Genomic DNA, 24,182 nt, shown 5'->3' with positions numbered 1-24,182 from the left:
ATAACGCACGCTTTCTGAGCTGTATCAATAAGATGGCTTGAGCCATATCGTTATACACATTTTTCCACCGATAAAATCAATGGCTTGACGCTTCCCTGCCTCTGCTTTCAAGGCGTGCGCTGATAACTGCACGGCAAACATTTCAAGTCAGGCCACCGGATTTTCGCCTAATTTTCAGGCAAAAACTGCGCAAAACTCCGATTCGCGGTAAATGAGCGGACATCAGAAAAAGATCTGTAAAACGCTCGGGTTCGAGCATGGCCGGAATCTCGCTCATCGCTACCGCCAACTCAGCATATTTTAGAGGCATCTCTGTTATTATCGCTCGTCATATTATTAGCTACCCGCGCGACCATGCCAAACTTCTCACATTATGTCAGCGAATTGATAAAATTCTGGAATGATCTGGGATGGCTTGCCAATTTTCTGGCATTCGCCGCGATCATGTTGCCAGCAAGAGGCAAAATCAAAGCAATGATGAGCCGGCGGCGCCAGAAGAGGAGGTATGCTGCCAATAATAAAATGAACAGTGCATCTTATCTGGAATGGATGCAACGCGCCATATCAAAAATCTATGCAGGCCGCGAGCTTGTTTCGCTGTATGGCAAAAAATATCCCGCAATTATTCTCAGGCCGAGTAAAAAATTTCTTTATCCATTCAGTGATCTGTGTCATTTAGCATCCACGGATATCAAGCCCTTGCGCTTGAGTCGATTACAAAAGGATTACCTGCGCTTCCTCGGCGATTCGGTCAAACGACCAAAGATGAAGGGATTCGCCACCAAGGAAATTTTGCTGGACGAACGCGGAAAGATCGTCGCCGTGCACGCACAGGCAACAAACTATCAGCAGAATCTTGTTACGGCGCACATTCTGGAATGGGAGCTTTTCAAGCGTTACAAAAAAAATGCAGAAATCACCGACGACATCCTGTCGGAATTGAAGTTACGTTCGGCATATCACGGAGGCCAACCACCACTTCAAGCCGTATTGAAGCCATGCGACGCTTTCCCGTTAATCAGCGTTCAAGCACTGGTGATCTACAAAGACTACAAGGATCCCAACAACGTAATGTGGAAGGCGATCGTTGCGCAACGCGGCGAGAATGTGGCGATCAAGCCGGAGCTGTGGCAAATCCAGCCAGCCGGCGGCTTCGAGGTCTATGGGCACGAGGATGATGATCTTGACATACAGCTCAGACAAGGCTTTGATGTCCGTGCCGCGCTATTCAGGGAGTATGCGGAGGAGCTATATAACGTCGAGGAACTCAGCTTTCGCAGTGACGGAAGAGATTCCGGCAGCATTCTGGCGGAACCCCATATCTCACAGCTCATCACACTTATAGGCGATAACAAAGCGAGCATGGATTTTCTAGGCATCATCACCGATTTGACCACATTGCGCCATGAGCTGTCGTTTTTGATTGTCATCGATGATCCAGATTACTGCCGTTATCCCATCATCGGCAGTTCCGAGGCAAAAAGAATGTTCAGTCTCAGCATGGCCGAGTTAAAAACGACATTTTCAAACCAGAATGTGAATTCAAGCAGTGCTGGCCTGCTGCAACTGGCGATCGAAAGCGACAGACTGAAATCGCTCGGCATTTCCTCGTTGCTCGAGACTGCCGACGCGGGGACGCCCGGATAAGGCCGCGTTGTTCTTCGATCCGGACGACATTGAAGCGGCCTATCTGCTGCGGGAAAAACAGCCTTCGCCAAAGGCAACGATCAAACAGGTGCTACGCCAAATCGCTTGCCTCGGAGCTACCTGACGCGCAAAGGCGAAGGCGAGCCTGGTGTAAAAACCATCCGGCTCGGGTTGAAGGATCTACGCGTGGCCGTCAAGATGATGCGCGCCATGCGAAGAGTGGGGCAAGGATAGCGTTGCGTATCACGTGGTGGGCTTGAGCATATCGTGGGCGATCCAATCGAGCACGGTCGGTCCCGCCGGCTTCCAGCCCAGTGCACGGGCCCGTTCGCCACGCACGCGGCTATTGGAACCGAGTCCATACGAGGCCATTTCATAACCCCATTCGGCAATCGCTTCCGGCAACGGCCAGTCCTGCGCCGGCCCCAGCTGCAGGGCCTCGGCGATGGCCGCCGTCATGTCGCGGAACGCGGCTTCGCCGGACTCGACAAAGTAAAAGGTGCCGGCCGGCGATTTTTCCAGCGCCAGAAGATACAAGGCCACGACGTCATCGATATGCACATTCGACCAGACATTGCGGCCCGGCCCCACATGGCGCACGATGCCGCTCTTGCGCGCCTGCTTGAGCAAGCGCGGCAATTGCACGCTGTCGCGCGGCAGGGCGCCGTGGCCGTAGATCAGGGTATTGCACAGCACGCTGGCGCGCACGCCTAGTGTGGCGCTGGCCAATACCAGGTCGTCGATGGCGACGCGGGCCGCCTTGTCGGCGGTCGGCTGCGGCAGTTTGTCTTCGTAGTAGAGTTGTTCGCTGTCCTCGCCACCCGACGCGTCGCCGACAATCGACGAGCCGCTGGTGTGCAGATAGGGTTTGTTGCTGCCGGCCAGCGCTTCGATGATCGCTTCCACGGCGCCGCGATGGTCGCTGCTGGCGGCATTGATGACGGCGTCGGCCGCCCTCGCCTGTTCGATGATCAACTCACGGTCGTTGAGGGTGCCGAGCACGCCCTGCACGCCGATGCCCGCCAGTTCGGCCAGTTGTTCCGGCTTGCGCACCAGGCCGGTCACACTATGGCCGGCGGCAACCAATCCCTTTGCGATGGAACTGCCGATAAAACCCGCCGCACCTGTCAGAAATACTTTCATGGCTTGCTCCTTGTTTGCTGTCTATCAGAGCAGGCAAGTATGCGCCGCATGCGCTGGCGCAAACAGCCTTGGCGCGGCAAATGATTTATGCATGCGCCGCAACAATGCCTCAGGTCTTGCCTTTCGCCAGCGGCAGCACGGCGATATAGCGGCTTTGATAGGTGGGGTCCTGCGGCGTCAAGATCGTCAGCCGGTCGCGCGCGCGGGTGGCGGCCACATAAAACCGGTTTTCTTCTTCCAGCGGATCGGTCTTGCTGCGCGGGAATTCGTCGACCGCCAGGTAGGGCAGGATCACGTGGTTGTATTCCAGGCCCTTGATCTGGTCGATGCAGGCGATCACCAGCCTGGCCTTGCCGGTCGATACCATCACGGCCTCTTCCATTTCCCCCAGCCAGCCGGCAAAACCGTCCAGCGCCACACCCGCTTCCGTACAGACGGCAATAAAACCGTGCAGCGAGCGCGCCACCACCCTTGCCTGGGCGGGATCGACATAGATGCGGCGCGCCGTCTGTTCCAGTTGCAGCATGGCAAACACATGCTGCAAGGCGGGGCCGGCAGGCGCATCGGCCGGCTGGGCGCGCAGGTACTCGACGGCGGCCAGGGTCAGGGCCGCCTTGTCCTGGTTGACCGACTTGGCCAGCTGGTTGGTCAGAAAGCCTTCCAGCAACTCCGGATAATTCGCCAAGTCGGCCTTGGCCTGCTGCAGTTCGGCGCGCGTAAACGGGATTTCCGCAAACGCCACCAGGGCTTCGAGGATCTCGCCGCGGCGCGGACCGCTCTTGATCGCATGCAAGTCAATGCGGGCGATGGCAACCATGCCGCGCAGCATCAGCACTTCCTGGTTCAACAGATAGCTGTTCATGTCGACCAGGCCATAGGCGATGCCGCTCTGGAACAGTGCCGTTTCCACGCGGATCGCCTGGTCGCGGTCGCGCAGCAAAATCGCCGTGGTGCCCGCATGCGCATGCTCGAGCGCGGCGATCAGCTGGGCGCTGCAGGCTTGCGGCTGGGTATGGTCATAGTGCAGCACCTCGACCGGCGTGCCGCGTGTCAGGGCCGACACGCTGGGCTTGTTCTTCAGCGCGCCGACGGCCTGCGCCAGCTGCGTGCCGTAGCGGTAGGACGCCGTCAGCGGCATGCGCTGCAAGGCGGGGAATTCCTGCTCGAAACGCTGGCGCAAGAAGCGGTGGTCGGCGCCCGACCAGGTATAGATCACCTGGTCCTTGTCGCCGGCGCCGCAGAAAAACGCGTTACCGCGCCGTATCAGCATGGTTAGCAGGCGGAACGACGCCTCGTTCAGGTCGTGCAGTTCATCGGCGACGATAATTTGATAGGCCGGCAACTGCTGGCGCAGCGGTTCGTCGCCGCCCAGCATGCGCACCAGGTCGTAGGTGGCGTCGAACGGCGCGCGGAACTGGATCTCGCCCGTATCGGCGCCGCGCAAGCCCTCGTATTCGCGCAGCCACAGATAATGCGTGCGCGACATGCCCAGCATCTCGAGATTGTCTTCCAGCGTATTGCTGTCGAAATCGGGCGCGTCAAAATCGAGCCGGGCCTTGGTGCGCAGCTGCAGCTTCAGGAACTCGGCGATCGCCGCATTGGTGGTGTTGATTTCGAGCGGATAGCGGTGGGCGTACTTTTCCGACACCACCTCCAGCGCTTCCCAGGCCATCGGCCGCAGTTCCTCGTTGCTGCGTATCGACGCCACCTGCATGCCTTCCATCTGCCGCAAGACGTTGGTTGCAAAGGTGTCGAAGGTATCGATCGTCAGGCGCTTGACCACGCCCAGCGGCACGCCGATCTCGAGCAGGCGCTGGCGCAGGGCCACCCGCGCCGCTTCCGTAAAGACCAGCGCCAGCATGCGCTCGGGCGGACGGCCGCGGTGCAGCGCTTCGGCCAGGCGCAGCGCCAGGGTGGTGGTTTTCGCGGCGCCGGCGTTGGCGTCGATCAGCACGACTTTTTTTTGCGCCGTCTGGATCGCCAGCTGTTCTGGCGTGGGCGTGATGCGCTTGGGAACAAATTGTGCGGCGTTATCTATACTCAAAAGAAATCCTGTGTGATGGTGTGCTGGCCGGCGTGAACGTGTGACCGTTACCAGGAACAGGTGCGCAGGCCGGTAAAACCCTCACCGCGTTCCGGCGCCTGGAAGGCGCGCATGCGCGGCGAGACAAGCCGGGGCGGCGTGGCAAACGAGGCGCCGCGCAGGACCTGGTGGTGCATGAAGTGTGGCGCCGAATATTCGCGCCAGGCAGCGGGCACGAAACCCGGATACGGTTCGAACGGCGTCGCCGTCCACTCCCACACCTGGCCCCACTGGAACAGCGGGTGGCCGGACGTCGCAGCATACTCCCATTCGGCCTCGGTCGCCAGGCGGCGCCCGATCCAGGCGCAATACGCCTGCGCCTCGTACAGATTGATGTGACGCACGGCTTCCTGCGGCGGCAAGATGGCCGGCTGGCCGAAACGCCGGGTACGCCACTGCAGCGCGTCGCGCTGCCAGTACAAGGGCGAGGACCGCTCCTGGCGCATCAGCCAGGCGCTGCCGGCCGCGCTCCAGAACTGGCGGTTCTGGTAGCCGCCATCCTGCACAAAGTCGGCAAACTGGGCGTTCGTGACGGGCGCGCTGTCGATGGCAAACGGCGGCACGTAACAGGCTTGCGGTGGAGATTCGTTGTCAAACGCAAAGCCGCCAGCGCGCTGCGACCCCAGCTCGATACTGGCGCCGGGAAAAGCGATCTGGCCGCCGCCGGTTGCCGCCGGACTGCTATCGAGCAGGCTGGCGGGCGCCTGCACGCCCAGCCACTGCAAGCCGGCCAGCATGGCTTCGCCGCACAGGTCTTCATGGGCCAGCGCCAGCCGGTATGGATACAGGGCGCTGTCGCGATTGGCCACGCGCGACAGCTTGTCGAGCACGCGGTCCAGCACCTCATGGGCATACATCCTGACCGCGCCGGTATTGGGCAGCTCCAGGTTCCAGCGCGCGCGGTGCGCCACCAGATTGGCGTCGAACAGGTCGTCGCCACGGCTCAAGAGGCCGTTGTAGACGGCATCAAACGGATGGCTGGTCGGCGCTTCGCGCAGGATGAACCATTCGGCAAACCAGGCGATATTGCCCAGTTGCCAGAGCGGTGGCAGCAGATGGGGTTCTTGCGGCAGGCGCGCGGCCACGTCGTAGCCCGCCTCCGCGTAGCGGTCGAACAGCGCCAGCGTATGCCGGCGCGCCGCGCTCAATGCCTGTGCAAGTTGCTGGGCGCTGGCGTGGCGAAAAGAAGCGTTGGGTAAAGTCATGGCTGATTGTAACGACTTTTGCCAGAACCTCCCTACTTGACCAGCAACTCGCCTTGCAAGGGACTGACCACCGATTTGGGCATGCTGACGATAAAGCTGCTGCCCTTGTCGGTGTCGGACTGGATCGCCAGGGTGCTGCCATGGCGGAGCAGCACGTGCTTGACGATGGCCAGGCCCAGGCCCGTGCCCTGGGTTTCGCGCGAGCGGCTCTTGTCGACGCGGTAGAAGCGCTCGGTCAGGCGCGAAATGTGCTCCTGGCTGATGCCGATGCCGGTATCTTGTGCGATGAACTGCGGACCGGCCGGGCCGTCCTGCCAGCGCAGGGTGATGGTGCCGCCGGCCGGCGTGTAGCGCACGGCGTTCGAGGCCAGGTTGCCGAAGGCGCTGTACAGCTCGTCGTAACTGCCCAGCACGTCCGGGCCCTTGTATTCCAGCTTGATGTCATGCTTGCCGCCTGACAAAGCTTTCGCATCGCGCGCCACCTGCTGCATCAGTTTCTTGACGTCCACCGGTTCGGGCCGCAGCGGGTAGTCGACCGACTCCAGGCGCGACAGGGTCAGCATGTCCTCGATCAGATGCTGCATGCGGTGGCCCTGCTCCGTCATCAGCTTGATGTGGGCCGCGCGCGTGGTGGCGTCCAGGTCGAGTTCGGTGGCAATTTCCAGGAAGCCCACGATCACCGTCAGCGGCGTGCGCAGCTCGTGCGAGGCGTTGGCGATAAAGTCGCGCCGCATGCGTTCCAGGCGCTCGGTTTCCGTCACGTCGTGGGTGACGAGGATCTGGCGGCGGTTTTCAAACGGGATGATCTGCACGATCAGCTTGCGGTTGCGGAAGGTGATCGTCAGCGGCTGGTCGTAGCGTCCCAGGATGATGTAATCCATGAACTCGGGGCTGCGGATCAGATTGGTCACGCGCATGCCCTTGTCGCGTTCATGCGTCAGGCCCAGGTGTTTCTCGGCGGCCGGGTTGCACCATTCGAGGAACAGCACGTCGTCCATGATGACCACGCCATCGGGCAACAGATGCATGGCCTGGCGGAAACGCGCCAGCCATTCGGTCAGTTCGGTCTGGTTTTTCTCGTCGTCGCGGCGCATGCGGTACAGGCGCGCGAAAATGCTGGTCCAGGCGCCCCAGCCGTCGGGCAGCTTGGCGCTTTCCGGATTGTCCAGCCAGTTACTGAGCTGGAACAGATACGACAGCTGTACGAATACCATCATCGCCATCAGCACAAAGGCGATGCCCAGCGCGTAAGTGGCGCCGAACAGATACCACACCACGGCCACGCCCACCAGCGCCAGCGCCATGCGCAGCGCGGCGGGTACCCAGAACAGCAATTTCGGATTCATATGAGACAGGCTTAAAAAAGGCTGTTAAAAGGCTAATGCCGTTTATTGAGTTAGCTTCCCGGCTGCGCCAGCACACCACAAAGCATGTTAAAACGCCAGTCCTCAGCACAGGCGTTCCGGGCCAAGCGAGCCTGAAAAACGTCGAGGGCAAGGCGCAGCGACGACGACAGTACGAATGTACGGCTAGGAGCTGCAACGCCGCCATCGGCGTTTTCTCAGGCTCGCGTCTGCGGCCCGCTGATATTATGTCTTGTTACGTGGAACAGCTTGATAACGGCATTACTATAAAAAACGCTTTATTTTTCAGACAACATGTAGCCAACGCTGCGCACGGTCTTGATCAGGCTTTCGGCCTCCTTCAAGGCTTTGCGCAAGCGCAATACGTGGACATCGACCGTGCGTTCCTCGATCACCACATGGTCGCCCCACACCTTGTCGAGCAGCTGGCTGCGCGAAAACACGCGCTCGGGGTGGGCCAGCAGGAATTTCAGCAGCTTGTATTCGGCATGGCCGATATCGATCTTCTGTTCATCCATCATGACGGTGCAGCTGACGGGGTCGAGCGCCACGTTGCCGGCGCGCATAGGCGCCTGCGCGTGTTCCGGACTCTTGCGGCGCAACAGCGCCTTGGCGCGCGCCAGCAGCTCGCGCGGCGAAAACGGCTTGGTGACGTAATCGTCGGCGCCGCTGTTGAGGCCAGCCAGCTTGTCTTCTTCCATGCTCTTGGCGGTGAGCATGATGACGGGAATGGCGGCGAAATTACGGTCGGCGCGGATGCGCGACAGCAAACGCAGCCCCGTCTGGTCCGGCAACATCCAGTCGAGCAGGATCAGGTGCGGGGTGCGGTGCTGGATGAATTCCCAAGCATCGGCGACATTTTGTACAGAACAGCAATTCCAGCCGGACTCGCGCAGCGAATAGGTCACCAGTTCAACGATGGCCGGCTCATCTTCTACAATCAATACCGTGGTTTTATCAGATGCCATAAATCTTACTCAGGGAGCTCCTCGGAAATGGCAGGGGCAGCCGATTTGGTGTGGCGGATGTCCTTGCCGTCCACCACGTAAATCACGTACTCGGCGATGTTTTTCGCATGGTCGCCGATCCGTTCGATGGCCTTGGCCACCCACAGGGTATCGAGCGCCGCCGAGATCGTGCGCGGGTCTTCCATCATAAACGTAATCAGGTTGCGCATGATAGAGCGAAATTCATGATCGATGATGGCGTCCTGTGCAATCAGGGCCAGCGCCTGCTGGCCATCGTTGCGCGCGAACGCGTCGAGCGCGTCATGCAACATGTCGGTGGCCGTATTGGCGACGCCGCGCACCATCTCGTAATGGTTGACGACGGCGTTGCCGCGCTTGTGCAAATTTTTTGCCACGCGGGCAATTTTGGTCGCTTCATCGCCCACGCGCTCGAGATCGGTAATGATCTTGATGGTGGCCATGATGGTGCGCAGGTCGTTGGCGGTCGGCTGACGGCGCACGATCAGGTGGCTGCAAGCGTCGTCGAGCGACACTTCGAGCTGGTTGACGACGTCGTCTTCGCGGATCACGCGGTCGGCGCGCTCCGGATTGCCGATGCGAAAGCAGGTCATCGCATCGAGGAACTGGGTTTCAACGATGCCGCCCATCAGGAGCACTTTCGAGCGGATCGCTTCGAGTTCGTTGTCGTATTGCTTGGATGAGTGTTCGCCTAACATGCTGTCTGTCTCCGTATTCAGTAATGGTATGCCGGTGTGCCGTTTGCGGGGCGAATCAGCCGAAGCGGCCGGTAATGTAATCCTGGGTTTCCTTGCGGGCCGGATTCATGAAGATCTGGTCCGTCTCGCCGAATTCCACCAGCTCGCCCAGGTACATATAAGCCGTGTAGTCCGAGCAGCGCGCCGCCTGCTGCATATTATGGGTCACGATGGCGATCGTGTAATCCTGTTTCAGTTCGCTGATCAGTTCTTCCACTTTCGAGGTCGAGATCGGATCCAGCGCCGAGGTCGGTTCATCGAGCAGCAGCACGTCCGGTTTCACCGCCACGCCGCGCGCGATGCACAGGCGCTGCTGCTGGCCGCCCGACAGCGACAGGCCGCTCTTGGTCAGCTTGTCCTTCACTTCGCCCCACAGCGCGGCCTTTTTCAGGGCCCATTCAACGCGCTCGTCCATCTCGCCTTTCGACAGGTCTTCATACAGGCGCACGCCGAAGGCGATATTGTCATAGACCGACATCGGGAACGGCGTCGGCTTCTGGAACACCATGCCGACCTTGGCGCGCAGCATGTTGACGTCCTGGTCGGCGTCGAGCACGTTGCGGCCGCGGTACAGGATAGTCCCTTCGGCGCGCTGGCCCGGATACAGGTCATACATGCGGTTCAGGGTGCGCAGCAGGGTCGACTTGCCGCAGCCCGACGGGCCGATAAAGGCCGTAACCTTCTTTTCATGGATGTCGAGATTGACGTTGTGCAGGCTCTGGGTCTTACCGTAGAAAAAGTTCAGGCCCGAAATCTCGATGGTTTTCTTTTTTGGCGCCAGTTCTTGGGCAGGATTCATTTGGGTATTCATGATTTCGCTTCGCTGTAATGAGCTGATAACGGCTGATAGTGATGATATTTAATTAGGAACTTTTTGGCTGAACACGGTACGCGACAGGATGTTCAGGGCCAGTACGCTGAAGGTGATCAGCAGTGCGCCACCCCAGGCCAGCGAGCGCCAGTTGTCGTACGGGCTCATGGCAAACGAGGCGATCACGGACGGCAGGTTGGCCATCGGCGCGTTCATGTTGAAGCTCTGGAACTGGTTGTTCAGGGCCGTGAACAGCAGCGGCGCGGTTTCGCCGGCGATACGGGCCAGGGCCAGCAGCACGCCGGTGATCACGCCGGCCTTCACCGCACGCAGACGCACCAGGGTGGCAACCTTCCAGCGCGGCGCACCGAGGGCAAACGCGGCTTCGAGCAGGCTGTTCGGCACCAGGCGCAGCATATTGTCGGTGGTCCGCACGACCACCGGCACGGCGATCAGCGACAGCGCGATGGCGCCGGCATAGCCCGAGAAATGTTTTACATGCGCCACGTACAGGGCATACACGAACAGGCCGATCACGATCGATGGCGCCGACAGCATGATGTCGGTGACGAAACGCGTCACTTGCGCCAGCTTGTTTTCTTCGCCGTATTCGGCCAGGTAGATGCCGGCAAAGATGCCGATCGGGGTGCTGACCAGGGTCGCCAGGCCGACCATCAGGCCGCTGCCGACGATGGCATTGATCAGGCCGCCACCTTCGCTGCCGGGGGCCGGCGTGGTGTTGGTGAACAGGTCGATCGACAGCGCGCCGAAGCCCTTGACGATCAGCGTGATCAGGATCCATACCAGCACGGCCAGACCCAGCACCATGGCGGCCACCGACAGGGCGATGCCGATGCGGTGCATCAGCAGGCGCTTGCGGTAGACAGGGTTCATGGCCGGCTTGGCCGGAACGTCGAGAGTGCTAACTTGGCTCATTTTGTGCCTTCTTTGCGGGACATGCCAGCCAGCATCAGCTTGGCGGCGGACAGGACGATAAAGGTGATGACAAACAGGATCAGTGCCAGCGAGAACAGCGAGGAGACGTGCAGTTGCGACTGCGCTTCGCCGAATTCATTGGCCAGCAGCGAGGTGATGCTGTTACCGGCGGCAAACAGCGACCACGACAGCTTGTTGGCGTTACCGATCACGAAGGTGACGGCCATGGTCTCGCCGAGGGCGCGGCCCAGGCCCAGCATGACGCCGCCGACCACGCCGGTCTTGGTGTACGGCAGCACGATCTTGCGCACCACTTCCCAGCGGGTGCAGCCCAGGCCGTAAGCCGATTCCTTCAGCACGGCCGGCACGATCTCGAACACGTCGCGCATCACCGAAGCGATGAAGGGGATGATCATGATGGCCAGCACCAGGCCGGCGGTCAGCAGGCCGATACCCATCATCGGGCCGCTGAACAGCGGGCCGATCAGGGGCACGTTGCCCAGCGTGGCTTTCAGCACCGGCTGCACGTAGTCGGCAAACAGGGGGGCGAACACGAACAGGCCCCAGATGCCGTAGATAATCGATGGCACGCCGGCCAGCAGTTCGACGGCCGTGCCCAGCGGGCGGCGCAGCCAGGCCGGGCAGATTTCGGTCAGGAACAGGGCGATGCCGAAGCTGACAGGAAAGGCGATCAGCAGGGCGATCACGGAGGTGACCAACGTACCGATGATGGGGATCAGGGCGCCATACTGGTCATTGACCGGGTCCCATTCGGCGGAAAAGATGAAGTGCAGGCCAAAGGTCTTGAAGGCCGGTATCGATTCGAGGATCAGCGAAATGATGATGCCGACCAGGACGACCAGCACCGACAGGGCGAACAGCATCGTCACCTTGTGGAACAGGAAGTCCTGCATGCGCTGCTTGCGCATGGTCGACAGCAATGCCGCCTGGCTGAGGGAATCGGTCATGGTGCCGCCTGGCATGGGGATCGTGGAGGAGTTGGATTGTGCGCTCATATTGGGCCATGTGTGGTGTTACTGACGGTACAGCTGAATGCCTGTTTTTTACTCGTTTAGCCGGGAGCGCCTGCCTTGCAATGCAGGGCGGGCGGTCCTGGCTAACTCCCTGCCCCGCCGCTGGCGCGGCGAAGCAAGGATGGGACGTTATGGTAACGCTGTCAGATTAGTAGATTGCCTTGCCCGATGCATCTTTCAGGTTGGCTTTCCACGATTCCTGCACCAGTTTCACGACCGATGCCGGCATTGGCACGTAGTCCAGTTCAACGGCGGCGGCGCCACCGTTTTTGTAGGCCCAGTCGAAGAATTTCAGGACTTCCTTGCCCTTGGCTGCGTCAGCCTGGGTCTTGTGCATCAGGATGAACGACACGCCGGTGATCGGCCAGCTGTTCTTGCCAGCCTGGTCGGTCAGTACCACGCCGAAGCCTGGGGTCTGGGTCCATGGTGCCGAAGCAGCAGCTGCCTTGAAGTTTTCGTCGTCAGGCTGCAGGAAGTTGCCGTCCTTGTTTTGCAGCTGGGTGTGCGACATATTGTTTTTCTTGGCGTAAGCCCACTCGACGTAGCCGATCGAACCCTTGATACGCTGCACGTTGGCGGCAACGCCTTCGTTACCCTTGCCGCCCACGCCCACGGCCCATTTCACAGCCGAACCGGCGCCGATTTTCGATTTGAATTCCGGGTTGGTTTTCGACAGGAAGTCGGTGAACAGGAACGACGTGCCCGAACCGTCGGCGCGGTGCACCACGGTGATTTCCGTGTCCGGCAGCTTGACGCCGGTGTTCAGCGCGGCGATTTCCGGCGCGCTCCATTTGGTGATCTTGCCCAGGTAGATGTCGGCAACAACCTTGCCGGTCATTTTCAGCTGGCCAGGTTTCACGCCGTCCAGGTTGACGATGGTGACCACGCCGCCCATGATGGCCGGGAATTGCATCAGACCGGCTTCTTCCAGCTCCGGTGCCGTCAGCGGCATGTCGGATGCGCCGAATTCAACGGTCTTGGCCTTGATTTGCTTGATGCCTGCGCCGGAACCCACGGATTGATAGTTCAGACCGTTGCCGGTGTTGGCTTTGTAGGTCTCGGCCCATTTGGCGTAGATTGGGTACGGGAAGGTTGCACCAGCACCTGTCATATCTGCCGCCATGACGGAAGCGGAAGAAAATGCCATCGCTGCCGAAGCACCCACGACGATAAATTTGAACATTTGCTTCATTTGCATATCAAGTCCTCAGGTTATTACAAGGTTGTTGGGGCCTCATGCCCCGGTGAATGCTGTGCAGTCTAGCAAGCGAATGTGACAGCTTTATGACATGCCTGGAATTTGTTGAAATATTTGCCTACGCCCCGCAAACCGCCTTTTTTGACGCGCTTCATGACATGCCCGAGAGCGCTTTATGACAGCCCATGTCACGGCCACGTCATATTTCATCATTACACTCTTGATACGTCATCATCATGTCAACGCGCCCGAATACGGCTAGAATTAACTATCTGTAAAGTTAGAAGAATATGAAACCTGAACTGCACACGGAAGTGACCAAATCGGGCATCCTGCTTGACCGGGAATTGTCGCAACTGACCTTCAACCGGCGCGTGATGGCGCAGGCCGAAGATCCGAATATTCCCTTGCTCGAACGCCTGCGCTATCTGTGCATCGTCAGCAGTAACATGGATGAGTTCTTCGAAGTGCGCGTGGCCAGCCTGCTGGCGGCCGGCAGCATCGGCGGCACCCTGGCCGGCCACCCCGCCCTGGCGGCCAATCTGCAGCGCATCGACAAGGAATGCCATGCGCTGGTGGAACAGCAATACGAGATCCTCAATAACGACGTGCTGCCAGCCCTGCGTGCGGCGGGCGTGCATTTGCTGCGCGACCAGGACCGCAACGAGGCGCAGCGCGCCTGGGTCAAGGATTATTTCGACCGCGAAGTGCGCCCGCTCCTGACGCCGATCGGCCTGGACCCGGCGCATCCGTTTCCACAAGTAATTAACAAGAGCCTCAATTTCATCGTCTCGCTGAGCGGAAAAGATGCATTTGGCCGCGGCACGGCGATCGCCATCGTCAAGGCGCCACGCGTGTTGCCGCGCGTGATCAAGCTGCCGGACGAGATTTCCGACGGCGTCTCCTTCTGCTTGCTGTCTTCCGTGATCCACGCGCATATCTCGGATCTGTTCGCCGGCCGTGAAGTGATCGCCTATTCGCAGTTCCGCGTCACGCGCGACAGCGACCTGTGGGTCGACGAGGACGAAGTCAAGAACCTGCGCCAGGCCCTGAAGGGCGAGCTGGTGGGCCGCCAGTTCGGCACCTCGGTACGCCTGGAAGTGGCGCGCAACTGCCCACAGGAATTGTCGCAATTCCTGCTCGACCAGTTCAACCTCGACCAGAGCCGCTTGTACCGGGTCAATGGTCCCGTCAACCTGGTGCGTTTGTCGGAAATGATCGACCACGTCAAGCAGCCGGCCCTGCGCTTCGCGCCGTTCATCCCGGGCCAGGCGCACAAAGCCATCGGCAACGACCTGTTCGCCACCCTGGCCAAGCACGACATCCTGCTGCACCACCCGTACCAGTCGTTCCAGACCGTGATCGACTTTATCCGCAGCGCCGCCTACGATCCGGCGGTGGTGGCCATCAAGCAGACGATTTACCGCACCGGCATGAATTCGGACCTGATGGAGTCCCTGATCACGGCCGCCAAGCTGGGCAAGGAAGTGACCGTCATCGTCGAACTGATGGCGCGTTTCGACGAAGAAGCCAATATCAACTGGGCCGACAAGCTGGAACAGGCCGGCGCGCAAGTCGTCTACGGCGTGGTCGGGTTGAAAACCCATGCCAAGGTGGCCCTGGTAATCCGCCGCGAAGAAGGCGCGCTGCGCTTCTACGCCCACCTGGGCACCGGCAACTACCACCCGACCACCACCAAGCTGTACACGGACTTCGGCTTGCTGACGGCCAAGCAGGACCTGGCGGTGGAAGTCAATGAAGTGTTTATCCACCTGACCAGCCTGACCAAGCCGCACAACCTGAACCACCTGTGGCTGGCGCCGTTCGGTTTGCAAAGCGAGATCATCAAGGCCATCCGCAACGAGGCCAAGATCGCCCGATCGGGCCGCCGCGGCCGCATCATCGTCAAGATCAATGCGCTGGTCGATGAATCGGTGATCCGCGCCCTGTATGCGGCCTCGACCGACGGCGTGAAGATCGACCTGATCGTGCGCGGCGCCTGCACCCTGAAGCCTGGCGTGCCTGGCCTGTCGGAAAACATCAAGGTGCGTTCGGTGATCGGCCGCTTCCTGGAACACAGCCGCATCTATTATTTCAGGAATGATCTGGCGCACGATGTCTACCTGGCCAGCGCCGACTGGATGAGCCGCAACCTGTTCCGCCGCGTGGAAGTGGCGTTCCCGATCCTGGACCGTGCCCTGAAACGCCGCGTGATTGCCGAAGGCCTGAACCCGTATTTGAAGGATAATACGAATGCCTGGGAACTGGAACCGACCGGCCAGTACACGCGCCGCAAACCGCGTGCCAAGCAGACGCCGTTCAGCGCCCAGCAATACCTGATGCACAACCTGGGCACGCCCGCCCCGGACGTGGGCGAGTAAGCCCGCCGACAGCCACAGTCACTACCAGGAGGAAACCATCATGGATCTTATCTTGTGGCGCCATGCCGAAGCCGAACCGGGCGTGCCCGACCTGGAACGCGCGCTGACCGTCAAGGGCCAGAAACAGGCGCGCCGCATGGCCGAATGGCTGGGTTCGCAATTGCCCGACAATTGCCGCATCCTGGTCAGCCCGGCCGTGCGCACCTTGCAAACGGCCGAGGCGCTGGGCCGCAAGTTCAAGCTGATGCCGGAACTGGCGCCCGGCGCCGAAGCGGAAGATATCTTGAAGGCGGCCAACTGGCCCGGCAACAAGGAAACCGTGCTGATCGTCGGCCACCAGCCGACCCTGGGCCAGGCGGCCGCGTTGCTGCTGACGGGTGAAGTGCAGGACTGGGACATGCGCAAGGCCGGCGCCTGGTGGTTTTCGCAGCGCGAACCGGGCGATGCCCTGAGCGTCTATCTGAAGGCGGTGATGGCGCACGACCTGGTGGTGAAATAAACGTCAAGCCGGCGCAAGGCGACTGCGCAGTTTGCTTGTAAAGCGCCGGCTATCTGCTAGAGTTTAATTGCATCAACACCGCGCCGTATCAGGGTGACACCTGGCGCTGGCGCATTGAGCAACCCAGCGGACAGCCGTCCAACGGCGGCTGAAACATCATGTTGACCTTTCTTGTCTTTCTCTTTATCGCCATCTTCGCCGCCATCATCGGCTTTGTCGCCTTTGAACTGTTCGAAGAAACGCGCGGCAGCCACCACAAACTGATGGACCGCTATCACGAGTAGCGTACCCCGGTTACTATCAATGGCGCCAGTGACGGCAATCCCCGTCCCTCGCGCCATCGCTTTTTTCAGACTCCCGTTTTGAACTTGGTATAAATGCGCGTCATCAGGCGGCGGATGTCGGCCGTGATCGCTTCCGGCGCGGCCATGCGCTGCTTGTCGGCGTCCGGCAGGAAGATCGCCTTGTTCTCGGCGATATCCTTGCGCACGTATTTCAGGCTCGGCGTATTCGGATTGGCGTAGAACACCTTGTTGGTCAGGCTGGCATGCACTTGCGGACGCAGGATGTAGTTGATGAAGGCGTGCGCATTGTTCGGATGCGGCGCGTCGGCGGGAATCGCCATCGTGTCGAACATCAGCGCCGCCGTCTTCGGCACCAGCACCTGGATCACATTACCGTTCTTGGCGTCGAGCGCACGCTGGCGCGCGATATTGATGTCGCCCGACCAGCCCAGCGCCACGCAGACGGAACCGTTGGCCATGTCATTGATATAGCCCGACGAGCTGAACAAGGTCACGTAGGGGCGGATCGCCTGCAGCACCTTGCCCGCTTCCTGGTAATCGGCCGCCATTTTCGAGTACGCGGGCTTGCCCAGGTATTGCAGCGCGGCCGGCAGCACTTCGGATGGCGAGTCGAGGAAGGAGACGCCGCACGATTTCAGCTTCGACACATATTTGGGGTCGAAGATCAGGTCCCAGGCGTTTTCCGGCATCGGCATGGTACCGAGCGCGGCCTTGACCTTGTTGACGTTGATGCCCACCGTGGTATAGCCCCACAGCCAGTCGACCAGGTAGTCATTGTTCGGATCGATCTTGGCCAGCTTGGCCTGCAGGCTGGCGTCCAGGTTGCCGATGTTGTTCAGCTTGCTCTTGTCGAGCTTGCGCAGCAGGCCCGCATCGATCTGCAGCTTCGCCCATTGCGCCGTCGGCACCACGATGTCATAGCCCGACTTGCCTGCCACCAGTTTCGCATTGAGGATTTCGTTATTGTCGAAAACGTCGTAGCGCACCTTGATGCCGGTTTCCTTCTCAAAATTCTTGATCGTCTCGTCGCCGATATAGTCCGACCAGTTGTAGATATTCAGGACCTTTTCTTCCTGCGCATGCGCGGGCAGCGCCAGCACGGCCGCCGCCAAACTCATTCCAAGTACGATGCGTCGTCCTGCCTGCCATTTGCTTGCCATGTCCCGATCTCCAGAGTCGTCAAAAATAGGGTTGATGATAGCAACAAGGGCGCGGTCAGGTCCAGCCTGATCGCGCCCTCGCCCCCTGCTACAGGAAAGATTTATACCTTGTCGAGACCCACTTGCGCACCCGTAAACACCAGGTTGCCGCCTTGCGCATCGATATGGATCTCGTCCTTCGGCCCGAACTTGCCCTCCAGGATCAGCTTCGACAGCGGATTTTCGATCTGCTGCTGGATCGCCCGTTTCAACGGCCGCGCGCCATACACCGGATCGTAGCCCGCCTCGGCGATCTTCTGCAGTGCGGCGTCGGTCAGCGCCAGGCCCATGTCCATGCGCGCCAGGCGTTCTTCGAGGATCTTCAGCTGGATCTTGGCGATCGCGCCGATATTTTTCTCGTCCAGGCCATGGAACACCACGATCTCGTCGATACGGTTGACGAACTCGGGACGGAAGTGCGAACGCACCTCGGCCATCACCGCCAGTTTCACCACGCCGGGATCATCGCTTTCCATCGCCTGGATCTTGTGCGAACCCAGGTTCGAGGTCATGATGATGACGGTGTTCTTGAAGTCCACCGTGCGGCCCTGGCCGTCCGTCATGCGGCCATCGTCGAGCACCTGCAGCAGCACGTTGAACACGTCGGCATGCGCCTTTTCCACCTCGTCGAGCAAAATCACGCTGTAGGGCTTGCGGCGCACGGCTTCCGTCAGGTAGCCACCCTCGTCGTAGCCCACATAGCCGGGTGGCGCACCGATCAGGCGGGCCACCGAGTGCTTCTCCATGAACTCGCTCATGTCGATGCGTATCATCGATTCTTCCGTATCGAACAGGAATGTCGCCAGCGCCTTGCTCAGTTCGGTCTTGCCGACACCGGTCGGCCCCAGGAACATGAAGGAGCCATACGGACGGTTCGGATCGGACAGGCCCGCGCGCGAACGGCGGATCGCATCGGCCACGGCCGTGATCGCCTCATCCTGGCCCACCACGCGCTCGTGCAGTTTCTCTTCGATATGCAGCAGCTTGTCGCGCTCGCCCTGCATCATGCGCGAGACGGGAATCCCGGTCGCGCGCGACACCACTTCGGCGATCTCTTCGGCGCCCACCTGCGTGCGCAGCAGTTTCGGCCGGTCCGACGGCACGCTGGCGGCGCCGCTGTCGGCCTGCTTGAGCTGGGCTTCCAGCTGCGGCAGCTTGCCGTACTGCAGTTCCGACACCCGCTGCCAGTTGCTCTCGCGCGTGGCCTGCTCCATCTGCAGCCTGACCTGTTCGATCTCTTCCTTGATATGCGTGCTGCCCTGCACCACGGCTTTTTCCGCCTTCAGGATTTCCTCGAAGTCGTTATATTCGCGCTGCAGCTTGACGATCTCTTCATCGATCAGGCCCAGCCGGCGCAGGGACGCCTCGTCCTTCTCTTTCTTGACGGCCTCTTTCTCGATTTTCAGCTGGATCAGCCGGCGTTCCAGGCGGTCCATCACTTCCGGCTTGGAATCGATCTCGATCTTGATCTTCGCCGCCGCCTCGTCGATCAGGTCGATGGCCTTGTCGGGCAAAAAGCGGTCGGTGATATAGCGGTGCGACAGTTCGGCAGCCGCGATAATGGCGGCGTCGGTGATCTCGACCTTGTGGTGCAGCGCGTATTTGTCCTGCAGGCCGCGCAGGATGGCGATCGTCGCCTCCACCGTCGGCTCGTCGACCAGCACCTTCTGGAAGCGGCGCTCAAGCGCGGCGTCCTTCTCGATATATTTGCGGTACTCGTCCAGAGTGGTGGCGCCCACGCAGTGCAGCTCGCCACGCGCCAGCGCCGGCTTGAGCATATTGCCGGCGTCCATCGCGCCTTCGGCCTTGCCGGCGCCGACCATGGTGTGCATCTCGTCGATAAAGACGATGCTCTGGCCTTCGTCCATCGCCAGCTCCTTCAGCACGGATTTCAGGCGTTCCTCGAATTCGCCGCGGTACTTGGCGCCGGCCAGCAGGGCCGCCATGTCGAGCGACAGCACGCGCTTGCCTTTCAGCGATTCGGGCACTTCGCCGTTGACGATGCGCTGCGCCAGGCCTTCGACAATCGCCGTCTTGCCGACACCGGGCTCGCCGATCAGCACCGGATTGTTCTTGGTGCGGCGCTGCAGGATCTGGATGGTGCGGCGGATCTCGTCGTCGCGGCCGATGACGGGGTCGAGTTTGCCCTTGCGCGCGCGCTCGGTCAGGTCCAGCGTGTATTTTTTCAGTGCCTCGCGCTGGCCTTCTGCCTCCTGCGAGTCGACTTTATTGCCGCCGCGCACGGCCTCGATGGCCGATTCGAGCGACTTGCGGCTCAAGCCGTTTTCGCGCGCCAGCTTGCCCGCGTCGGACTTGTCGTCGGCCATCGCCAGCAACACCATTTCGCTGGAAATGAACTGGTCGCCGGCCTTTTGCGCTTCCTTGTCGGCCAAGTTCAACAATGCCGCGAATTCGCGGCTGATCTGCACATTGCCGTCGGTGCCCGAGACTTTCGGCAGGCGTTCCAGCGAGGAAGTGAGCGCCTTGGACAGGCCGCCGACATTCGCGCCAGCACGCTGCAACAGCGAGCGCGCGCCGCCGTCGTCCTGGTTCAGCAGGGCGGTCAGCAGGTGCACCGGTTCGATATAGGGATTGTCGTTGCCCACGGCCAGGCTTTGCGCGTCGGCCAGGGCTTCCTGCAGTTTGGTGGTGAGTTTATCTTGTCGCATGATGAAAAGTGCTCCCGGTTAATTCGTTGTGAATCAAATTGGGGTGTGGCAGTACTTTTCAAGCATACACATTGCAACAAAATAATGCAGCGCGGCTGCGGGGAGAATCAAACCGGGCTGGCCGTCCATTTCGCCAGCGCGGCGTCATCGGTCACGCGGGCATCGACCCAGCGCGCGCCTTGCGGCGTGGCTTCTTTTTTCCAGAACGGCGCTTCCGTTTTCAGGTAGTCGATAATGAATTCGCAGGCGGCAAACGCCTCGCCGCGGTGGCCGGACGACACGGCCACGAGCACGATCTGCTCCTGCGGCCGCAATGGCCCGACGCGGTGGATCACCAGCGCGCCGGCCAGCGGCCAGCGTGCTTGTGCCTGCTCGACGATGGCCAGGATCGACTTTTCCGTCATGCCCGGATAGTGCTCCAGCTCCATCGAAGCCACGTCCAGCCCCTCGTTCATGTCGCGCACGGTGCCAACGAATCCCACCACCGCACCCACCTTCGGGTCATGCGCGCGCAATTGTGCGATCTCTTGACTCAAGTCAAAATCGGCTTCCTGGATGCGAACGCCGATGCTCATTGCGCGCCACCGATGCGGCGCAGCAGCGCCTCGATGCGGCTGGCCGTGCGGGCGTCGGTCAGCGCGGCGATGGCGCACAGCTGCATCAGCTGCGAGGCCTGCGTGAGCGGCTTCTGGCCCGATTTCAGCGACGACTGCAGCACTTCGACCTGCATTTTCAGGCGGTCGCGCGCGAACTCGGCGCCGCTGTCGACGCCGGCGACGATTTCCAGGCGCAGCACTTCTTCCAGCAGACGTGGCTGGTTGGCCTGCAGCCTGGCCACATAGGCGGCGCTGCCGTCACCGATGGCGGCCAGCGCGGCGGCAAAGCGCGTCTGCAGGCTGCGCTCATATTGCGCGTCCAGCGGCGGCAAGGCGCTCCAGCGTTCGGTCCAGGCCTGCGCATCGGCAGCGCCGGCGTCGGCCAGTTCCAGTTCCAGTGCCTGCACCAGGCGCAGCTTGTCGCGCATGGCATTCGCTTGCGCGGCGCCGGCGCGCTGGGCGATGGCGTCGGCCTGCGCCTGCAGCGAGGCGATGGCGTCCTGGTAGCGCTGCTCGATCTTCGCTTCGCTGGCGCGCGGCACGGGGCCGGTGCTGTTCCAGGCGGCGCGCGTGTCGCGCAGCAGGTGATTGATAAAGGCGGTGCGCTGCTTGTCGTCGCCTCCGGGCACGACGGCCGTTTCCAGTGCCGCGCACAGCGCTTCGCGCGCATGCAGGTGTTCGCGCCGTTCATGGTCGGCCGCATGCGCGGTTTCCTTGCGCCGGGCAAAGATATCGTCGCAGGCGGCGCGGAAACGCTGCCACAGGGCTTGTTCGGCGCGGCGTTCCAGCGGCAGGGCCTTGGCCAGTTCCTGCCATTTATCCTGCAGGGCTTTCAGCATGTCGACCGTATTGCGTTCGGACGGTTTCAACAGGCCCACTTCGACGATCAGCTGTTCGCGGCGCGCCGTTTCGATCTGGCGCTGGGTGTCCAGCGGCTTCGACAAGGCGTCCAGCGCCGCGCCGAATTCGCCGTCCAGGCGTTTCTTTTCCTTGCGGTCGATGGTGCCCAGGCGCGTCCAGGCCTGGCGCAGGCGCTGCGAGTTCGATGCCACCTGTTTCCAGTCGGTGCTCTCCTGCGATGCCAGGGCGGTCGCCTCAAGGATCAGTTCCTGGGCCTTGGCCGCGTTGCCGTGGCGCTCTTCGGCCAGCTGCTTGAAATGCAGTGCCGCCGGCGCATAAGCCACCGTGCAGGCGGCGTCGAAACGATCCCACAGCGATTTCGGCGCCGGGCCGGACAAGGTGTCGAGCGACTTCCAGCGCTCGCGCAGGCTGCCGACTTTTTTCGCCAGCTCGCTCATCGGCAGCGCTTGCGCCGGCAATTCCTCGCCGGCCTTGACCAATTCTTCGCGCGAGACGTTGCCGCCCCAGCGCGCCCAGTCGGCCAGTTGCTTGAACTGCGCGCGCACATGGGCCAGGCGGTCGGCCTGGGCCGGCGTCAGGCGGCCATGCTTGCTGTCGCGCAGGGTCTTGTCGTGCTCGGAGGCCACATGCAGCAGGCCTTCGGCCAGCGCCGCTTCCATGGCGTCGAGCGCCGTGAAGAACTGCTCGGTGCTTTCTTTCGATACCGGTGCGGACTCCTGGCGCGGCTTGCGCGGCGCTGCAGGTTCACTGGCGACCGGCGCCTCGGGAACCAGCGGTGCGGGCGCCGTGGCCAGCAAGGCCTGGAATTGTTCTTGAAGACTGTCCGACAGCACCGACTCGGGCAGGCGCGGCAAGGCCTGCCATGCGCGCTTGAGCGCTGCCGGGTCCAGCGTGGCGGCGTCCTGCGCCTGCCATTCGGCCAGCGCCGCCTGGCGCGCATCGAATACGGCCTGGTGCTGCTGCAGCGCCTGCAAGGCCGTTTGCGCCTGCTCGCGCGCCTGGGCAAAATCAGCACCGAGGTGTTTTGGCAGCGAGGCACATTCGGGCGACTGCACATGCTGCGCATGCTCGGCATCGAGCGTCGCCAGCGCTTGGGCCAGCTCCTGCGCCGACTGGCCGCCAGCGGCCAGCTTGCGCGCAGAAGCGACCGCGTCGATCACCGCGCGCTGCAGCGCCACTTGCGCTTCCAGGCGGGCGGCCAGGCCGGCGCGCACGCTCGTGAATTGTTCGGCCAGTTCCGGCGTGGCCTTGATCACCTGCCATTGACGGTCCAGCTCGGCGACCTGGTTGGGGCTCAGTTTTTCATCGTTCAGCAAACGCTGGGCGGTGGCGATGCCGGCCTGGGCGCGCTGCGCCTCGGCCGCCTGGTGGCGGATCAGATCGATGCGGCCCTGCACCAGCTTGGCGACGCGGCGGTCGGTATTGCGCATGGCCTGATGGACTTTTTCCAGCAGCGGCAACGCGTGCACATGTTCGGCCGCGATCAGGCGGGCTTCGGCAAATTCACTGGCGATAATGAAGTCAAAGGCGGCCGCTTCATCGCCGGCCACGGCATGGGCGCGCGCCAGCTGTTCGGCGCGGCGCGATGCGCTCTGCGCCGTGGCGGCGGCCTGCTCTGCCACCACAGGATCCGGTGCGGTGGTTTTGCCGGCCTTGCCGGCCTTGCTGGCAGTACGCTTGAAGAGAAATTCGAACATGACGGGTTTCGCGTGGATCAAAACCACCATCATAACAAAGCCAGGGGCATTGCATCAGACAGCAATGAAGTAATTATCAAACTATAAACTTAAAGATTTTTCCATCAAACCAGGCCTGCCACCAGCCCTATGCCACATGATGTTGCGGTGCCGCGGCGTTGGCGCCGGCCCCGGAGTTAGCGGCCACTGCGGGTGCATGCACCGGTGCGGCAGCCGGGGCAAGCGCGGCTGGCGGTACAAAGGGCAGCACGCGCGCCTTGCTGCGGCGGTTTTCTTGCACCCGCGCATCGTGGGCCAGGAACTGGTAAGCGATGGCAAACCAGGCCTCGCCGGCGATCACCCGGCGCGCCAGGGCGAACAGCTCGCGCTCTTCCATCTCCAGCCGCGCCATCAGGGCCGCGCAAAAACTGTCGATGGCCGCGCCCAGCTGCTCCACCTGCTGTTCCAGTTGCTGCTCCGAGTTGTTGACGGCCGCCATGGCGCGCCGCTGTACCAGGTTGACGCTTTCCAGCGCGGCGTGGTTGAGCCTGTTAAGTTCCGCCAGCAGGCCATCGGCATGCGGCGTGGCCTGGCGGATCGCGGGCACCAGGTACTGGTCGATCTTGCGCCAGTAACCGAACTGATACAGGCGGTTCAGCCAGTCGCCCGCGTAGTCGAGGTGCGCCAGGGTCAGCTGGCGCTGCTGGCGCAACTGCGCATGCATATATTGCTGAAACGACAGCAGGCTGACACGGATGCTGGCCTGCTCGACCGACAAGGACACCAAAGCATATGTTGCTGTTAGCATGCACTCACTCCCTTACTCCCGATATGCCTTCATTGACGCAGGCT

General features: G+C 61.4%; 19 protein-coding genes. 4 read left to right on the top strand and 15 right to left on the bottom strand.

Annotation, left to right across the window (positions count from 1 at the left end; all coding sequences use genetic code 11):
- Positions 1-354 precede the first annotated feature (354 nt).
- Positions 355-1,647: a hypothetical protein gene (locus ACP7B7_RS06710; protein WP_426076126.1), complete on the top strand. Its 1,293-nt coding sequence runs from the start codon at positions 355-357 to the stop codon at positions 1,645-1,647.
- Between the two features lie 243 nt (positions 1,648-1,890).
- Here the strand turns inward: ACP7B7_RS06710 and ACP7B7_RS06705 are convergent, their stop codons facing one another.
- The 10 genes from ACP7B7_RS06705 to pstS all read right to left on the bottom strand — a co-directional run bounded on the left by ACP7B7_RS06705 (position 1,891) and on the right by pstS (position 13,144).
- A complete protein-coding gene (locus tag ACP7B7_RS06705) occupies positions 1,891-2,790 on the bottom strand; it encodes an NAD-dependent epimerase/dehydratase family protein (RefSeq protein WP_426076125.1) in 900 nt (299 codons plus the stop codon).
- Positions 2,791-2,899: 109 nt separating this feature from the next.
- Entirely contained in the window at positions 2,900-4,834 is a 1,935-nt protein-coding gene (locus ACP7B7_RS06700; RefSeq protein WP_426076124.1) for a UvrD-helicase domain-containing protein, read from the bottom strand.
- 47 nt (positions 4,835-4,881) lie between these two features.
- Entirely contained in the window at positions 4,882-6,078 is a 1,197-nt protein-coding gene (gene senA, locus ACP7B7_RS06695; RefSeq protein ID WP_426076123.1) for a selenoneine synthase SenA, read from the bottom strand.
- A gap of 32 nt (positions 6,079-6,110) precedes the next feature.
- Positions 6,111-7,424 carry a phosphate regulon sensor histidine kinase PhoR gene (phoR, locus tag ACP7B7_RS06690; protein WP_426076122.1) on the bottom strand — a complete coding sequence of 438 codons (1,314 nt, stop codon included), beginning with the start codon at positions 7,422-7,424 and terminating at the stop codon, positions 6,111-6,113.
- A 296-nt stretch (positions 7,425-7,720) separates the two neighbouring features.
- On the bottom strand, positions 7,721-8,410 hold the full coding sequence (locus ACP7B7_RS06685) for a response regulator (RefSeq protein WP_034755074.1): 690 nt from the start codon (positions 8,408-8,410) through the stop codon (positions 7,721-7,723).
- A 5-nt stretch (positions 8,411-8,415) separates the two neighbouring features.
- Positions 8,416-9,126 carry a phosphate signaling complex protein PhoU gene (phoU, locus tag ACP7B7_RS06680; RefSeq protein WP_308922085.1) on the bottom strand — a complete coding sequence of 237 codons (711 nt, stop codon included), beginning with the start codon at positions 9,124-9,126 and terminating at the stop codon, positions 8,416-8,418.
- A gap of 55 nt (positions 9,127-9,181) precedes the next feature.
- Positions 9,182-9,964, bottom strand: coding sequence for a phosphate ABC transporter ATP-binding protein PstB (gene pstB, locus ACP7B7_RS06675; protein WP_374694202.1), 783 nt, complete (start codon positions 9,962-9,964; stop codon positions 9,182-9,184).
- A 60-nt stretch (positions 9,965-10,024) separates the two neighbouring features.
- Entirely contained in the window at positions 10,025-10,912 is an 888-nt protein-coding gene (pstA, locus tag ACP7B7_RS06670) for a phosphate ABC transporter permease PstA (RefSeq protein WP_426076121.1), read from the bottom strand.
- Positions 10,909-11,880 (bottom strand): phosphate ABC transporter permease subunit PstC, encoded by a 972-nt coding sequence (pstC, locus tag ACP7B7_RS06665; protein ID WP_426076120.1) that lies wholly within the window; start codon positions 11,878-11,880, stop codon positions 10,909-10,911. The genes pstA and pstC overlap by 4 nt, the downstream gene beginning before the upstream one ends.
- 214 nt (positions 11,881-12,094) lie before the next feature.
- Positions 12,095-13,144: a phosphate ABC transporter substrate-binding protein PstS gene (gene pstS, locus ACP7B7_RS06660; protein WP_426076119.1), complete on the bottom strand. Its 1,050-nt coding sequence runs from the start codon at positions 13,142-13,144 to the stop codon at positions 12,095-12,097.
- A 290-nt stretch (positions 13,145-13,434) separates the two neighbouring features.
- Between pstS and ppk1 the strand changes: the two genes are divergently transcribed.
- The 3 genes from ppk1 to ACP7B7_RS06645 all read left to right on the top strand — a co-directional run bounded on the left by ppk1 (position 13,435) and on the right by ACP7B7_RS06645 (position 16,308).
- On the top strand, positions 13,435-15,525 hold the full coding sequence (gene ppk1, locus ACP7B7_RS06655; RefSeq protein ID WP_426076118.1) for a polyphosphate kinase 1: 2,091 nt from the start codon (positions 13,435-13,437) through the stop codon (positions 15,523-15,525).
- 40 nt (positions 15,526-15,565) lie between these two features.
- A complete protein-coding gene (sixA, locus tag ACP7B7_RS06650) occupies positions 15,566-16,024 on the top strand; it encodes a phosphohistidine phosphatase SixA (protein WP_308922091.1) in 459 nt (152 codons plus the stop codon).
- Positions 16,025-16,182: 158 nt separating this feature from the next.
- Positions 16,183-16,308: a hypothetical protein gene (locus tag ACP7B7_RS06645; protein ID WP_308922092.1), complete on the top strand. Its 126-nt coding sequence runs from the start codon at positions 16,183-16,185 to the stop codon at positions 16,306-16,308.
- Between the two features lie 65 nt (positions 16,309-16,373).
- Here ACP7B7_RS06645 and ACP7B7_RS06640 read toward each other — a convergent pair whose 3' ends face one another.
- From ACP7B7_RS06640 to ACP7B7_RS06620, 5 genes are all read right to left on the bottom strand, one after another.
- Positions 16,374-17,447 carry a polyamine ABC transporter substrate-binding protein gene (locus tag ACP7B7_RS06640; protein WP_426076117.1) on the bottom strand — a complete coding sequence of 358 codons (1,074 nt, stop codon included), beginning with the start codon at positions 17,445-17,447 and terminating at the stop codon, positions 16,374-16,376.
- A gap of 143 nt (positions 17,448-17,590) precedes the next feature.
- Positions 17,591-20,197 carry an ATP-dependent chaperone ClpB gene (gene clpB, locus ACP7B7_RS06635; RefSeq protein WP_426076116.1) on the bottom strand — a complete coding sequence of 869 codons (2,607 nt, stop codon included), beginning with the start codon at positions 20,195-20,197 and terminating at the stop codon, positions 17,591-17,593.
- 107 nt (positions 20,198-20,304) lie between these two features.
- Entirely contained in the window at positions 20,305-20,772 is a 468-nt protein-coding gene (locus ACP7B7_RS06630; protein WP_426076115.1) for a molybdenum cofactor biosynthesis protein MoaE, read from the bottom strand.
- A complete protein-coding gene (locus tag ACP7B7_RS06625; protein WP_426076114.1) occupies positions 20,769-23,351 on the bottom strand; it encodes a DUF349 domain-containing protein in 2,583 nt (860 codons plus the stop codon). The genes ACP7B7_RS06630 and ACP7B7_RS06625 overlap by 4 nt, the downstream gene beginning before the upstream one ends.
- A 127-nt stretch (positions 23,352-23,478) precedes the next feature.
- The gene (locus ACP7B7_RS06620; protein WP_426076113.1) at positions 23,479-24,138 is read right to left on the bottom strand and encodes a hypothetical protein; all 660 of its coding nucleotides are present in this window, start codon (positions 24,136-24,138) and stop codon (positions 23,479-23,481) included.
- Positions 24,139-24,182 lie beyond the last annotated feature (44 nt).

Origin of the sequence: Janthinobacterium sp. PSPC3-1 (genome assembly GCF_049896105.1) — a bacterium.
GTDB lineage: Bacteria > Pseudomonadota > Gammaproteobacteria > Burkholderiales > Burkholderiaceae_D > Janthinobacterium.
This window is presented reverse-complemented; position numbering and strand designations above follow the sequence as displayed.